This is a genomic window from Vibrio sp. UCD-FRSSP16_30 (genome assembly GCF_001676025.1).
GTDB lineage: Bacteria > Pseudomonadota > Gammaproteobacteria > Enterobacterales > Vibrionaceae > Vibrio.
Map to the genome: position 1 here is coordinate 25,458 of NZ_LZFW01000024.1, position 14,946 is coordinate 40,403.

Sequence of the window (14,946 nt, forward strand, 5' to 3'; positions counted from 1 at the left end):
CAGGGATAGATTAAATGACACGATCGGCTAAACAAAATCTAGCGGTTTTAATGTATGTATTAATTGCATTAGGCGGCATCGTTGTTGATATCATTGTTCCTTCGCTCCCCTCTATTCAAGCTGCATTCTCAACCAATCAATCATTAACCCAATGGGCTTTTACTGCGGCGATATTAGGCTTTGGCTTAGGGCAGATTGTTGCCGGTTTTGTGGTTGATGCAATGGGACGAAAAGCGCCGATGTTGATGGGGTGTGCAGTACTTATTATTGCATTATTTGCCTCTGCGGTTGCGCCTTCTATTGAAAGTTTAGTTGCTTTAAGACTGGTGCAAGGTTTAGCGGTATCCTTTGTTGCGGTTGGCGGCCGAGCTGCAATTAAAGATATGTTTCATGGACAAGAATACTTACGTGCGGTTAATTGGATTACGATTTCCTTCGCGCTAGGTTTAACGCTTTCCCCATTTGTTGGCAGTTATCTTGAGTCTCATTTCGGTTGGAGCATGGTGTTTTATGCTTTGCTTGGTTGGGTGACGATAGGGGCTATATTATTGCTGATTTTCTTTACCGATAATCATCAAAAAACCGAAATTAGTGCGCGCTTTATTACCGGTAGTTTATTGGAGATTTTAGGTAATCAGTCCTTTAGAAAAATCGCCATTATTTGCGGGATTCTTTACAGCATCTTACCTGCTTTTAATACTGTGGCCCCGTTTTTAGTGCAAACAACCTTGGGGCATACTTTTATCTTTTATGGGCGCATTGCGTTATTGCTTGGGGCATGTTGGCTGGTGGGTAATTTAGCTAATCGGTTGTTCTTTTCAGTTTCAGCAAACCTAAAGATTAACGTTTCTATGACGTTATCATTGGCAGCGGTGATCATAGGGGCAGGCTACCAATGGTATTTTGGGCTTAACTTAGTGGCGTTTGTGGTACCGGTCGCCGTTGTTGTGACAGCGCTGGGGGTCTTGTTTCCATTGTTTCTAGGTCAGGCTCTTGTTCCTTTTTCCCATTTAGCGGGAATAGCCAATGCGTTGGTATTTTCGGTTTGTTGGTTATGCACTGCATTCATTTCATTTATCGCGTCTGGTTTATCAAGTGTCAGTGCACAGCCCTTGCTGTTAATGTATGCGGTATTATTGAGCGTGGCGGTTGTCATTCATAAATTAAAAGAAAAATAGCCCTAAAACTGATTGTGTTTAAGGCTATCTACTTACTGTTATTGGTATTCGATTTTAAGTTTGGAAGCGGGCGATCTAATTGGATGAGAACGTATGGCTGTAAGACAAAATGATTTTTTTATCTGAGCCATAGTCGTTATCTGTTACTAACGTCAGTAAGCTAAGGCTATCTTTTTGGGTCATGTTAAAACCTGCGCCAGCGCCAATCCAATAGCCAAAGTAATCATCAGATCCCACCGATGCTCCGGCAAATGAAATTACGGTAAACTGATCATTAATCGGTTTTAAGGTGAAGAATCCTGCGTAACCGCCAGTGCTGCTAGTCGGATGTAATACAATAGGGTTATCTTGTTTTAAAAAATGGTTTGTTTCATTTAATGGTCTTTCACCATCGGTGTAGTTAAAACCGAGCATGGGGAAGATTTGCCATCCAGCCGGTTCAATACCAAAAACCGACAAGGGTACAAAGGTACCAACGCTGTAATTATTAAAATTAGAACCGTCTTCATACTCACTTCGCCCGAAGTTAAAGTTCACAATGCCGACATCAAACAGCCACGATCCGCCTAAGCTCCATTCTTGGGTGTCGGGATGATATCGAGCGTTGATCTTTTGTGCTTCACTCAACCCTATCGAGCCTGAGATAGAATAACCTGCTTTTTCCGACTCAAAGTTATAATCCCCAGCGATACCAATCTTGGTGACAATTCGAGTTGGGTCGTCTGCGTTTTTGTTTTCATTATCGTAAATATCACGCTTTTTTTCGGATGTGATTGACTCTTTATCTGAGCTTACAACATCATCTGAGAGCACAAAAGAAGGGTATAAACTTATACAAAGCAAGGAAATAGAGAAAAGGTGTTTTTGCATTAAAATGTCAGCTCCAAAAGGTGTGTAGATACACATCAAAGATGAAAATAACACAGAATATGAAACTGGTGTAGCATGATGATATTAGGTTGGCATAAAGTGGTAAGATTTAAGGTGATCTAACAGTATTTGATAAGGCGCTGATAGGAGATTTAATATAAAGGAAATTGAGTAAGGTGTTGCTTTAACAGTACTTTTAATTCAATAGGGTAAGGGTGCTTACTATGATTGGTATAATAGTAAGCCTTGTTACAAAGAGTTAATTCTAGGCTCTTAATTTCAGTTGTAACAAGGCTTATGAAGGTTACTTATTATTCCAAGCGCTTTTCGCTGCTGCTTTTTTCAAGATCATACGATTTTGATCATTAGCGGCTGGTTCAGATTCGCCAAAGATAGCGGCTAACCATTGACCATCAGTCGGGTTAGGGAATAGTACATATTTCATACCATACTTATCACGATCTTCTTTCATTTTATCCATACGGGCGTCAACATCGCCTTTAATATAATATTTACGACGGAAGTCATTCAGGCTATCACCAAGGAATACCGCAACGTCATATTTTTCCATAATTTGGTCTTGACGTGTTTCTTTGTTTGAAGTGTCACGTAATACAGTAAAGTGAGACTCATCTTTTAGTGGGAAGCCTAAATGATGGATATTATCTAGTGCATATTCAAACGTTTTTTCGCCTTGCTCACGGCTTGAAATATAGAATATTTCTACGCCATTCTTTTCACAATACTCTAAAAAGTCTTTTGCACCCGGAGAGGCAACTAAGCCGTTAGTTGGAATCCATTTATCCCAAATAGAATCATCAAAGAAATCTTTATTCTTATTAACTAGGTTGCCCCAATATCCAACATGTTGAACTAAAGTGTCATCAAAGTCAGACACAATCGCAATAGGCTTATCACCTTTTTTATGATTGGCTAGTGCTTCCTGTACATGCATTTTTGCAATGTTAAACCCTTGATAATAAAGAGCTTGGTATTCTGCTGCCGTTTGCTTCCATGCAACTGAGTATAACAAGGCATTATCGCCACCTGTCGCATTATCATTAGCCATAGCGAACGAAGTACCAAATACACTGCATATTGCTAACGTTTTAAATGCTCGTTTAAATAAAGTGTTCATAATATTATTCCATCAATTGGTTATTCATCCAATTTACCCATACGAGATAAGTTTTATATATTTATCAGGGTTTACTGAGTGCTGTAGTAACTGTCATGCATTGAGTTTAATATAATAAAAATTCAATTTTATGACTAAAGTAAGATAATAATACAGAGATTATTTTGTCAGGCAACCGAAATGAATAACAATATTATTGAGAATAAAGGCTAAAAGTCAAAATATCTTTATTATTTAATAGTTTAGGTGGTAGAGTGAATATTAAATAAATTTATTATTCAATATTAATGACTTTTTATAAGAAATCAATATGAAAGGCGGTGAGTATTAATTGAGTAGTATTTTAGGGTTTTATTATTAAAGTGTTATTATTGCGCACGATTAATTATACATATACGCACACTTTGATAGTCTTTATCATCATTACATTGGAATGCACTGCCACATTATTAAAAATGAGCAAGCGATAGCAATCGCCCAAGCAATGGAGCGTAGCGTACTAATGTTAAGTAAATAGAGAACGTTGTAGGCTATCCTGAAGCCAATATGAGTTATGGCGAGCAATTGAACCGTATCGTTTATGGTATTAGTCGTGATGGCCAACAATATTGAGATAGAAAAAATAATTAAAGATTCGAAAGCATTGTGATGGGCGGCCAAAGCACGAGCGCCGAACCCTTGCAAATTCGCCTGTTGCTCTCTTGGATGATGATTATCGTAACGACCTGTCTTATGCATCGCTATAGCCAGCGGAATTTTGGCTATGTAAGGAAGCAATGCGGCGCTAATGAGACATCCAATTAATAAGCTCAATGTAGTGTCCTTATGAAAGTGTAGGTAGAGTCGCTGTAAAACAATAGCTGACCATTGAGCAATTTTCCTGCTTGGGGTCGCATAGTTTATCAACAGGATGTGTATCTATATTAGGTCATACGGATTTGGTGATGCAAAAGGATAGAGGTAGAAGAAGGTTGGTTAAATCAGCTATTTAGAAAGGTAGGAATATATAAAATGAGCCAGTTTACTTTACTAACAATCGACATTAGTAAAACAAACTGACTCAAACGGTAAATTAAGGCATTTTAAAATTTACGCGACTTCGGCAAGTTTTTTCAGATGAGATAAATACTCATCATAAGTCCCTTGGAAGTTAACTAACTGCTTATCTTTAACATCAATGATGGATGTGGCTAAAGATGAGACAAATTCACGGTCATGACTAACGAAGATCAGCGTGCCTTGATAGTCTTTAAGTGCGTTATTGAGCGCTTCGATGGCTTCCATATCCATGTGGTTAGTAGGTTCATCCATAACCAGCACGTTAATATCTTGCATCATTAGTTTGCCAAACAATAAACGGTTTTTCTCACCACCAGAACAGTTCTTCGCTTTTTTATTCGCATCGTCTGCGGTGAAGAGTAGGCGACCCAAAATACCGCGAACCATAAGATCATCATGCTTCACTGTGCGCCATTGTGAGATCCAGTCAAAGATACTCAAATCGTTATCAAAGTCTGCGGTGCTATCTTGAGGGCAGTAACCAATAGAAGCATTTTCTGACCATTTAACAACGCCATGCTTTTGCTCTAGTTCGTTTACTAGGCAGCGTAATAGCGTGGTTTTACCTACGCCATTTTCACCGATGACAGCAAGGCGAGTGCCTGCTTCTAGTAATAGATTACCTTTTTCAAACAGCAGTTCGTCATCAAAGGCGTGTCCTAAGTCTTGCAACTCTAGTGCTTGGCGGTGCAGTTTTTTGCCTTCGCCAAAATCAATTGATGGGCTAATACGGCTAGATGACTTCACTTCATCAAGCTTGATTTTATCCATTTTTTTAGCACGAGAGCTGGCTTGTTTTGCTTTAGAAGCATTCGCACCAAAGCGATTCACAAAGTCTTGCAGTTCACTAATTTCAGCTGATTTCTTGGCATTGTTTGCAAGTAGTTGTTCACGAATAAGGCCAGAAGCTTCAAGGAAGTATTCGTAGTTACCTGGGTAGATACGAAGCTCACCGTAATCGATGTCAGCCATGTGGGTACAAACTGAGTTAAGGAAGTGACGGTCATGCGATATGATAATCATGGTGCACTTACGTTGGTTTAACTCTTCACCAAGCCAGTTGATGGTGTGAATGTCCAAGTTGTTGGTTGGCTCATCAAGAAGCAGAATATCTGGGTTTGAGAACAGTGCTTGCGCCAATAGCACACGCAATTTCCAACCCGGAGCAACTTGCTGCATTAGACCAAAATGAAACTCTTCTTCGATACCTGCTTGCAATAAAATGTCACCGGCGCGACTTTCGGCTGTGTAACCGTCCATCTCGGCAAATTCACTCTCAAGCTCGGCGACTTTCATACCGTCCTCTTCGCTCATTTCTGGAAGCGAGTAGATGCGCTCACGCTCTTGTTTGATTTCCCAAAGTTTACGATCGCCCATGATCACTACGTCAATTACGTTGTGCTCTTCAAACGCAAACTGGTCTTGGCTCAATACGCCAAGTTTTAACCCTGGAGTGATAGAGACATTGCCAGAGCTTGGAGTTAAGGCACCACTTAGGATTTTCATGAAGGTTGATTTACCACACCCATTTGCGCCAATGAGGCCATAACGGTTGCCGTTACCAAATTTGGCTGAAATGTTTTCAAATAAAGGCTCGGCGCCAAATTGCATGGTGATGTTTGCAGTAGATATCAAAGAACTATTCCTAAGTGTTAAGGGGGTGTTCCGCCTATATTAAGCGGTTTCAAACAATACGTTTCAGGCGCGCGATTATACAGAGTTATTCAACAAAAGACAGTTATGTGAGATGGATCACTGAGTATTTTGATTTGCTTCAAGTTTGAGATCTACGGCACAATGCTTTAAATAACTCGTGCGTCGCTAACTATTGGATAATGCACAGATTTTTATACCGACTTAGGAATGATGATGAAAGGTCAGATCGTAGAATGGAACGATGCTAAAGGATATGGATTTATCTCGGCATTAAATGGCGAAATAAAGGTGTTTATTCACGTATCATCGGTTAAAGGCGCAACAAGGCGACCTAAGTTAGATGATGCCGTTGTGTTTGAAGTAGAAGAAGACAACAGAGGTCGTTTAAACGCTAAACAGGTTGTTATTCAAGGGGCGGGCGGATTGTCGATAACGGTGTTGTTTGCTTTGGGGTTCTTGCTGATGGCAAGTGTCAGCATTATTGTCTTGAAAGGTTTGCCGTTTTTAGTGCCTGCTTATTTTGCATTGAGCCTACTTACCTTTGTGATTTTTTGGCGAGATAAACAAGCCGCGCAAAAAGGACAATGGAGAACACCAGAAAACACGCTTCATTTTCTTTGTTTAATTGGCGGTTGGCCGGGCGCGCTATTGGCACAGCACTATCTACGCCACAAATCGAAGAAGCAACCTTTCAAATTGATACTTTGGCTTGCGATTATACTGAATATATCCGGATTTATTTGGTTGTTTACTGGTGCAGGCAGGGAGTTAATTCAAAGCTTACTCCTGCGTTTATAACGCCACCCTTAGCGTTTGGGAATACTTTATGATGCTTGCAGTAAACTATTCCCACTCACCCAATAACTTACTCAACAATTGCTCAAGTTGTTGTTTTTCTAGATCAGAAAGCCTTGCCATGCTTTTTTGCTCTATCTGATGTAAATCTTGAATGACCATCTCGATTAACTCTTTTCCTTGCGGACTCAAAACAACCAATTTACTGCGCTTATCTAAAGGATTATCCATACGCTCGATTAATTGAGCGTCAGTTAATCGATTTAATACCTTGGTTAGCCCGCCTGAGCTAAATAACATGCCTTGATAAAGGTCGGTAGGAGATAGGCAATAGGGTTGCGGTTCTTTGCGTAGGGTTTCTAACACACCAAAATCAGCCGCTTGCAGATCATACTGCTTAACTAACTGCTCCATATTATTACGCAAATAGTCGTGTAAACGGTGTATTCGAAGAATAGAGGGAGAAAGAGTCGTAAAAGCTTCAGGCCAATTGTTTTTTGACTTTTCGACGGTATCAACAATGGAATGGTGGGGCTGCATTGAGTTCTCCTACTTAGTGAATGTCCGAATATACCTTGCTAGAAAGATATATTCCAGTTATTATCTTGCCGGAAAGATAACTGGACCTAGATTTGTTATGAAGCTCACAAAATCATTTATTGCATTACTGGTTGCGATTTCCGCAATTTCTCCCTTTGCCACTGACAGTTACTTGTCAGCTATTCCAATCATTGCCAATGATTTGGGTGCACAAACGTCGCATGTCGCGATTACAGTGAGCTTATATATTTTAGGGCTGTCCATTGGTCAGCTATTTGGCGGGCCATTATCAGACAGGCTTGGTCGAAAACCGGTCATAGTTGTTGGTCTTTTGATGTTTGCTATAGCTAGCATCGCGATTGGCTTTATTGATAGCCTGCATCAAATGTGGTGTTTTAGAGTGATTCAAGCCATCGGCGGTGGGGTAGCCGTTGTTGGAGTACCTGCAATCATTCGTGACCGAACAACAGGTAAAGAAACGGCGCGGTTATTTTCACTACTTATGTTTATAGGTATGATAGCGCCGTCTATTGCCCCATCAGTTGGCACCTTAGTGCTTAAGCTTTTAGGTTGGCATTGGATTTTTATTATGATGGGTATATTTGCGGTTGTGATTAGCGCAAGTGTCCTGCTGATTATGCCTAAACAAGTAACAGCAGTGTCGGCACACAAACCGAAAGGTTTAGGCTATGCCGCAGTATTTCGTGAAAGAAAGGCGTTGGGGTATTTAGCGTCTCAAGGCTTTGGTTTTGCCGTATTAATGTGCTTTTTAACCAATGTTGCGTTTGCTTATATTGAACATTTTGGCGTGTCTGAAGAGCTGTTTTCGGCGCTATTGGTGCTCAATGTACTCGGTGTGGGCGTTGTGAATCGAATTAACTCTTTCTTATTACACCGTTATGAGCCTTCATTATTGCTGCAAGGTTTTTTAAAGATGCAGATAGTGGCGGCTGCGTTTCTGGTCTTTGTGACGCTATGTTTCCCAGATAGCTTGGTATTGACAGTGATTGGCTTTGTGCTGACAACGGCAATGATAGGGGGAGTTATGCCTAATTCCGCTGCGTCTTTTATGCATTACTTTCCTAATAATGCGGGTACGGCATCGGCAACGCTTGGTGCAAGCCAATATATGATTGCGGCTATGGTCAGTGCGATTGCGGCGTTATTGAGTGTTAACTCGTTAGTGCCACTTGTTTTGGTCATGATTACATCAAGTGTGATAGCGTTGCTTGGCGCAATAAAAGCGTCCCGTTCAATTAGAAAGCTTTAAGCTATTCGCACTTGATGCATTTTACTTAGTCACGTTTCCATAAGATGTGACAAAATTTATGCTCAGTGTCGCGTGATACCAACATACGTGCAAACACATCATCAAGTATATCATCGGCTTCGTTTACGAGGCCGATTTTGATTTCAGCGTAAGTTTCTTTATCTACTTCAAAACCTACGTGCTGCGCCCAATCGTCAGCCGTTTCAACCAATTCTGCTGCGCCACGATCTTCAAATTGAAGAGTAAATAGAGCCACATCAGCCGCTTCTAGATTATCGGGTGCCATTTCTAGAAAAATGTCGTACGCCGTATCGATGGTGTCGTCGTAGGATAAAAGTTCACTCATTAGATTACCTTAGTGATTTCTACAATAATTGGCGTGATTGTACGCTTAAAATTGGCTAATTAGAACAAGCCAATTTGAGGTGCATTAATGTCATCAAACCTTAAACCAACAAAGGGTAAAATAGCATCAGCAATGGGTTTGATTTGCTTTTCAATGTAGTGCTCATAGTCGATTGGATTACGGGCATATTCGACTGGTTCAGGGCCTCCTTTAGTGATGATATAAGCAATACGGCTACGATTTTGATATTGAAGAGGGCGGCCTAACTGCTGATTGATTTCATCAGCCAATCGCGCAGCGCGAACCTGTGGCGGGATGTTTTTTTGATAATCGTTGAGCTTTCTGCGCAATCTCTTCTTATAGATAAGCTTATCGTCCAGCGAACCAGATTCCACCTGTTGTACGGTATCGAGAACAAATTGTGTGGGGTCAAGGGCATCAAAAATCAGCTCATACAGATGCGCCTGAAAGTCTTGCGCTAAATCCGTCCAATCACTGCGGGCACTTTCTAATCCTTTAAAAATAATCCGAGATTGATTTTCAGTTTGAATAAGGCCGGCATAGCGCTTCTTAGATCCTGTTTCTGATCCGCGAATTGTCGGCATAAAAAAGCGAGTAAAGTGAGTTTCGTATTCCAGTTCTAACAATGATGTAAGGTTGTACTCGTCCGCTAGATGCTGTTTCCACCATGAATTGATGTGTAGGGTTAGTGCGTGTCCCACTTCATCTGCTTGTTGCTGGCTACATTCACCTTTTAAAGAAACAAAGGTGGAGTCAGTGTCGCCATAGATAACTTCATAACCTTTAGCTTCGATAAGCTTACGTGTGGTCTTCATTATTTCGTGACCACGTAACGTAATAGAGGAAGCCAATCGAGTATCAAAGAAACGACAACCTGAAGAACCTAATACGCCATAAAATGAATTCATGATGATTTTTATTGCTTGAGAGAAGACCACTTCTTTATCTTTTTTAGCCTGATCTCGCGCTTGCCATAACTCTTCAATCAAATTGGGTAAAAAGTGTTTTTGACGATGAAACTGCGCTTTTCTAAAGCCGGGTACAGCTTGGTCTTCATCGGTTCCTATCTCTAGCTGTAAGCCTTCGATAAGCCCCATAGGGTCAATAAGAAAGCTGCGAATAATAGCAGGGTAAAGGCTTTTAAAATCTAAGACTAAAACAGAATCATATAAGCCGGGTTTTGAGTCCATCACAAAGCCGCCGGGGCTGGCTATCCAATCATTGGGCATCAAGGTTGGCGCAACATAACCACCACGATGCAAGCGAGGCAAATACAGGTTGGAAAATGCAGCAACACTGCCACCGACGCGATCAAGGGATAGCCCAGTTAATTTACTTCGTTGAACTAGGTAATCTAGCAGGTGGGTCTTTTCAAAAATCTTATTAACCAGAACGCAATCTTGCAGGTTGTATTTAGCCAATGAAAGCTTGTCATGGTGGAACATCTGGTTAATCTCATCCATTCTGTCATGAACATTATGGATGGCTTTACCTTCATGTAATAAGGTCTGTGAAACAGACTCTAAAGACCAAGAATCAAAGGAATAGGTCGCCGATTTTAGGCCGTCGATACCGTTGACAACCACACGTCCCGGCACGGTAATAAACCCTTGTTGACTCTGATTGGACTGGCGGTAATAACAGCGTTGTTTACCGCGCCCAAGGTTGAGGCGCATTTTGTGTTGCTCTGCCCGTTGCACCAGCAAGCGCATATCAAAGCCAATGACATTCCAACCAATAATAATGTCAGGATCAAACTGCTCAAACCATTGCACTAACGCAATCAATAGCGCCTTTTCATTTTCAATCCATTGTATGGGTGTTTCATCGCTAGGTTGAGGCTCGCCAATCATCAGCACGCGACTGTCTAAGGGAGAGTCTAAGCCAATGGAATATAATACGCCGTTGGCCGAACACTCTATATCTAATGATACTACCGAGAGTTTAGGCGTATAACTTTTTGCCGAGCGACATTGCGCATTAGTTAACTTAAGGTAGCCATCAGCTTGTATTTCATTGCCATCAAATTCAATTTGTCCTTGGATAAACCGCTCCATCAGGTAGCGATCGACTAGACGAATATCCGATTCATAAACCGCAATGCCCTGATCATTGAGTACTTTTTCAAATTCCAAGGCGTGCTTTCGCGTAGGGAAATAGCAGGCGGTAATCGGGTTTAATTGGAATGTCTTTAACGGCAGTGGCTTGGTTTCACAAGGAATACGACACTGTTGTGCAATTTGTATGACAAGAGGCGCGGATGCAGTTTCAATAAAAAACACGGATTTTTGCTTAGGGATCTGCAGCAAAGTAGGGCCTTGATCGGTGGCAACCCATAATTCGATAAGGCTAGAAGAGCCTAAATCTTTACTTTGGCGGGTTAAGATAAATCCTGAACGCAATGTGCAAGCCTTTTTGCTACTCTTATTAAGGTGAGATAGTAACAAACTAGGATGAGATCACGAACGATATTAGAACAAAATCATGTGCGTTATCGGAATAAGTCTTTGTTGCATGGATGCCACAATGAAGCCATCAAGGATGATTTCACGGCGTCTTGTGGAGATGATGTACATGATTGGTCGATAAGTATTCACTCATGTGTTCGCTCTAAGTAACAAACCCTTTAGCGTGTGTTTATATGAATTTAAATTTGATTAATCACAATGCCTAGTCAATTGCGCTTTGTATTAACCTTAGTACTCACGGATTTGGATGCGTCTCTGACATACCCATGACATATGGAACAAGGTGATATTGGGCCTAAAAATTAAGCGGTTAAATGTATTATTCTCGTACTAGGTCATAGTAATCACACTAAATTATTGTAAAAATAATGAATACTAAGCATATTTGCGTGTCGGAATCTGCGTTGATAACGTAGAATAATGACCGTGTGTTATGATTTAATCATGACGTTCTATGCAGTCAAGAATTAGAAGTGTGGAGATACAAGTTTGATTAATGTTTTCCTTGTAGATGATCATGAGCTTGTACGCACAGGGATAAGACGTATTATTGAAGACGTCCGTGGGATGAATGTAGCAGGGGAAGCTGAAAGTGGTGAAAATTCTATAAAATGGTGCCGAAATAACCATGCAGATGTCATTTTAATGGACATGAATATGCCTGGTATTGGCGGCCTTGAAGCAACAAAGAAAATTTTACGTTTTAACCCAGACGTAAAAATTATCGTGTTGACGGTTCATACTGAAAACCCTTTCCCAACTAAGGTAATGCAAGCTGGCGCGTCCGGTTACCTTACAAAAGGAGCGGGCCCAGATGAAATGGTCAATGCAATTCGTATGGTAAATAGCGGTCAACGTTATATTTCACCAGAAATCGCTCAGCAGATGGCTCTTAGTCAAGTTTCCCATTCTTCTGATAATCCATTTAAGGATCTGTCAGAGCGTGAGCTACAAATCATGTTGATGATCACAAAGGGGCAAAAGGTCACGGATATTTCCGAGCAACTTAGTCTTAGCCCTAAAACAGTCAATAGCTATCGTTATAGGCTGTTTAATAAGCTCGACATCAGTGGTGATGTTGAACTGACTCATCTCGCTATTCGTCACGGAATGTTGGATACAGAGACATTGTAGTGACAACAGAATTCGACTCAGTCGCTTTTCTCAAAACGGTTACACACCAGCCCGGCGTTTATCGAATGTATAACGCCGAGGCTGTTGTTATCTATGTGGGCAAAGCCAAAGACCTGCAAAAACGCCTTACCAGTTATTTCAGAAAAAAACTCGATAACGAAAAAACCCGTGCATTAGTCAGTCATATTGATCATATCGATGTGACCGTCACTCATACCGAAACCGAAGCGCTCATTCTTGAGCATAACTACATTAAACAGTATTTACCCAAGTACAACGTGTTGCTTCGGGATGACAAATCTTACCCTTATATTTTTATTAGCAATCACAAACATCCTAGATTGTCCCTTCATCGTGGTACTAAAAAACGCAAAGGTGAGTATTTTGGTCCTTATCCCGATTCTGGCGCGGTGAGGCAAACCTTACATCTTTTGCAGAAAATACTTCCGGTAAGGCAGTGTGAAGACACCATTTATGCCAATCGTTCAAGACCTTGTTTGATGTATCAAATTGGCCGTTGTGTTGCCCCTTGTATCAGTAGCATTATTTCTGATGAGGAATACGCCGATCTCATTCAATGGGTACGTTTGTTCTTACAAGGTAAAGATCAGCAGGTCGTGGGTAAGCTGATCGAGAAAATGGATGAAGCCAGTCGCAGCTTGCACTTTGAACAAGCCGCAAAGTATCGCGATCAGATACAAGCCATTAGACGCATTCAAGAGCAGCAGTTTGTATCCGAAGACAGCTTTGATGATATTGATGTGCTCGGTTATGCCCAAGAATCTGGCGTGGCTTGTATTCACATATTGATGATTCGCCAAGGTAAAATCTTAGGTAGTCGCAGCTTTTTCCCTAAGTTGCCACACAACAGTCAGCAAGATGAAATCTTTTACAGTTTCATTAGTCAGTATTATTTAAACCAATCTGAGGGTAGGGCGCTACCCAGTCGATTGGTGTTTGCCAGCGATCTGTTATTGGAAGAACAACCATTTCAAGAAGCGCTCACTCAGATGGCGGGAAGACGTGTGACTTTTCACGTTAATCCAACTGGTCATCGAGGGCGTTATCTAAAGCTTGCAAATACCAATGCATTAACTGCGATCACCACCAAAATAAACCATAAGATGACCATATCTCAGCGCTTTAAAGAGCTGCAACAAGTGCTGAATATGGAATCGATTCGTCGCATGGAATGTTTTGATATCAGTCATACCATGGGTGAAAGCACCATCGCCTCTTGTGTGGTGTTTAATCACGAAGGTCCGGTTAAGCCGGAGTATCGTCGTTATAACATTACCGGGATTATTGGCGGTGATGACTATGCGGCAATGGGACAGGTATTAGAGCGTCGTTACTCTAAGCAATTAGACGTTGATAAAATTCCTGACATTATCTTCATTGATGGTGGTAAAGGGCAGCTCAACCGCGCCATAGAGATTATTTCTAAGTATTGGGAACAATGGCCAAAACGTCCTAGACTTATCGGTATTGCTAAAGGTGTGACGCGTAAACCCGGCTTAGAAACCATGATTACCGCAGAAGGTGATGAATTTAATCTAGCCAGCGACGCACCAGCACTGCATTTAATGCAGCACATTCGTGATGAGAGCCATAATCATGCCATTGCCGGGCATAGAGCCAAACGAGGTAAAACTCGTCGTACAAGTGCTCTTGAAGGGATTGAAGGCGTAGGCCCGAAACGCAGACAAGCACTACTAAAATACATGGGTGGTCTTCAAGAACTGAAGAGGGCGACCGCTGAAGAAATAGCCAAAGTACCAGGTATCAGTAATTCTTTAGCAGAAAAGATTGTTCAAGCGTTGCAACACTAACTAAAATCCCGCAACATTAGGGATATACCTAAAGCCAAATGAGCACGTTAAAATTACGTGCCTTCAGAGTAAATAAAATGCGATTTACTATCCCAAATATTCTTACCTTGCTTCGCTTATTTTTGATCCCAGTGTTTGTCATTGCGTTCTATCTGCCTTTTACTTGGGCTCCTTTTGTCGCAGCGATGATTTTTTGGGTCGCCGGTTTTACCGATTGGCTTGACGGACTGTTGGCTCGAAAACTAGGACAAACTTCTCGTTTCGGTGCATTTTTAGATCCGGTAGCAGACAAAGTGATGGTGGCGACGGCGCTATTGTTGATTGCAGAGCACTACAATACGATTTGGATTACCATTCCCGCCATTATCATGATCTCTCGAGAAATCATTATTTCGGCATTAAGAGAGTGGATGGCTGAAATAGGTAAACGTTCAAATGTCGCAGTATCGTGGATAGGTAAAGTCAAAACGTTTTCACAAATGTTTGCGCTTTGGGTTCTCATCTGGCGTTATGACGATTGGATGATTTGGATAGGTTACTTGGCATTGTTTGTGGCTACCGTTCTCACTCTTTGGTCAATGATGCAGTATTTGAATGCAGCCAAAGATGATTTATTGAATGCCGATGAATAAATAACAA

The 14,946-nt window shown here is 41.2% G+C and carries 13 protein-coding genes; 6 read left to right on the forward strand and 7 right to left on the reverse strand.

The genetic code is table 11. From position 1 onward, the window contains the following. The first annotated feature begins 14 nt into the window (after positions 1–14). The gene (locus A9260_RS10415) at positions 15–1,178 is read left to right on the forward strand and encodes an MFS transporter (protein WP_068698734.1); all 1,164 of its coding nucleotides are present in this window, start codon (positions 15–17) and stop codon (positions 1,176–1,178) included. Between the two features lie 75 nt (positions 1,179–1,253). Here the strand turns inward: A9260_RS10415 and A9260_RS10420 are convergent, their stop codons facing one another. The 4 genes from A9260_RS10420 to A9260_RS10435 form a co-directional block, all read right to left on the reverse strand. Continuing rightward, positions 1,254–2,048, reverse strand: a complete 795-nt coding sequence (locus tag A9260_RS10420) for a hypothetical protein (protein ID WP_068698736.1) — start codon at positions 2,046–2,048, stop codon at positions 1,254–1,256. 304 nt (positions 2,049–2,352) lie between these two features. After that, positions 2,353–3,186 carry a 5'-nucleotidase, lipoprotein e(P4) family gene (locus A9260_RS10425; RefSeq protein WP_068698737.1) on the reverse strand — a complete coding sequence of 278 codons (834 nt, stop codon included), beginning with the start codon at positions 3,184–3,186 and terminating at the stop codon, positions 2,353–2,355. 423 nt (positions 3,187–3,609) lie between these two features. Continuing rightward, positions 3,610–3,999 (reverse strand): MAPEG family protein, encoded by a 390-nt coding sequence (locus tag A9260_RS10430; RefSeq protein ID WP_068698739.1) that lies wholly within the window; start codon positions 3,997–3,999, stop codon positions 3,610–3,612. A 276-nt stretch (positions 4,000–4,275) separates the two neighbouring features. Then, the gene (locus A9260_RS10435) at positions 4,276–5,880 is read right to left on the reverse strand and encodes an ABC-F family ATPase (protein WP_082957080.1); all 1,605 of its coding nucleotides are present in this window, start codon (positions 5,878–5,880) and stop codon (positions 4,276–4,278) included. Positions 5,881–6,114: 234 nt separating this feature from the next. On the opposite strand from A9260_RS10435, the gene A9260_RS10440 reads away from it, so the two are divergent. Then, positions 6,115–6,699: a DUF1294 domain-containing protein gene (locus tag A9260_RS10440; RefSeq protein ID WP_068698741.1), complete on the forward strand. Its 585-nt coding sequence runs from the start codon at positions 6,115–6,117 to the stop codon at positions 6,697–6,699. 45 nt (positions 6,700–6,744) lie between these two features. Here A9260_RS10440 and A9260_RS10445 read toward each other — a convergent pair whose 3' ends face one another. Next, positions 6,745–7,236: a MarR family winged helix-turn-helix transcriptional regulator gene (locus tag A9260_RS10445; RefSeq protein WP_068698743.1), complete on the reverse strand. Its 492-nt coding sequence runs from the start codon at positions 7,234–7,236 to the stop codon at positions 6,745–6,747. Positions 7,237–7,333: 97 nt separating this feature from the next. Here A9260_RS10445 and A9260_RS10450 point away from each other — a divergent pair, with 97 nt between their 5' ends. Next, positions 7,334–8,506, forward strand: a complete 1,173-nt coding sequence (locus A9260_RS10450) for a multidrug effflux MFS transporter (protein ID WP_068698745.1) — start codon at positions 7,334–7,336, stop codon at positions 8,504–8,506. A 25-nt stretch (positions 8,507–8,531) separates the two neighbouring features. Here the strand turns inward: A9260_RS10450 and A9260_RS10455 are convergent, their stop codons facing one another. Further along, positions 8,532–8,852 (reverse strand): HI1450 family dsDNA-mimic protein, encoded by a 321-nt coding sequence (locus A9260_RS10455; RefSeq protein WP_068698747.1) that lies wholly within the window; start codon positions 8,850–8,852, stop codon positions 8,532–8,534. Between the two features lie 59 nt (positions 8,853–8,911). Next, positions 8,912–11,275, reverse strand: coding sequence for a DNA polymerase II (locus A9260_RS10460; RefSeq protein ID WP_068698749.1), 2,364 nt, complete (start codon positions 11,273–11,275; stop codon positions 8,912–8,914). A gap of 555 nt (positions 11,276–11,830) precedes the next feature. Between A9260_RS10460 and uvrY the strand changes: the two genes are divergently transcribed. The 3 genes from uvrY to pgsA all read left to right on the forward strand — a co-directional run bounded on the left by uvrY (position 11,831) and on the right by pgsA (position 14,939). Then, positions 11,831–12,475 carry a UvrY/SirA/GacA family response regulator transcription factor gene (gene uvrY, locus A9260_RS10465; RefSeq protein ID WP_068698751.1) on the forward strand — a complete coding sequence of 215 codons (645 nt, stop codon included), beginning with the start codon at positions 11,831–11,833 and terminating at the stop codon, positions 12,473–12,475. Beyond that, a complete protein-coding gene (gene uvrC / locus A9260_RS10470) occupies positions 12,475–14,307 on the forward strand; it encodes an excinuclease ABC subunit UvrC (RefSeq protein ID WP_068698753.1) in 1,833 nt (610 codons plus the stop codon). The genes uvrY and uvrC overlap by 1 nt, the downstream gene beginning before the upstream one ends. 77 nt (positions 14,308–14,384) lie before the next feature. Further along, positions 14,385–14,939 carry a CDP-diacylglycerol--glycerol-3-phosphate 3-phosphatidyltransferase gene (pgsA, locus tag A9260_RS10475; RefSeq protein ID WP_068698755.1) on the forward strand — a complete coding sequence of 185 codons (555 nt, stop codon included), beginning with the start codon at positions 14,385–14,387 and terminating at the stop codon, positions 14,937–14,939. Positions 14,940–14,946: the final 7 nt, after the last annotated feature.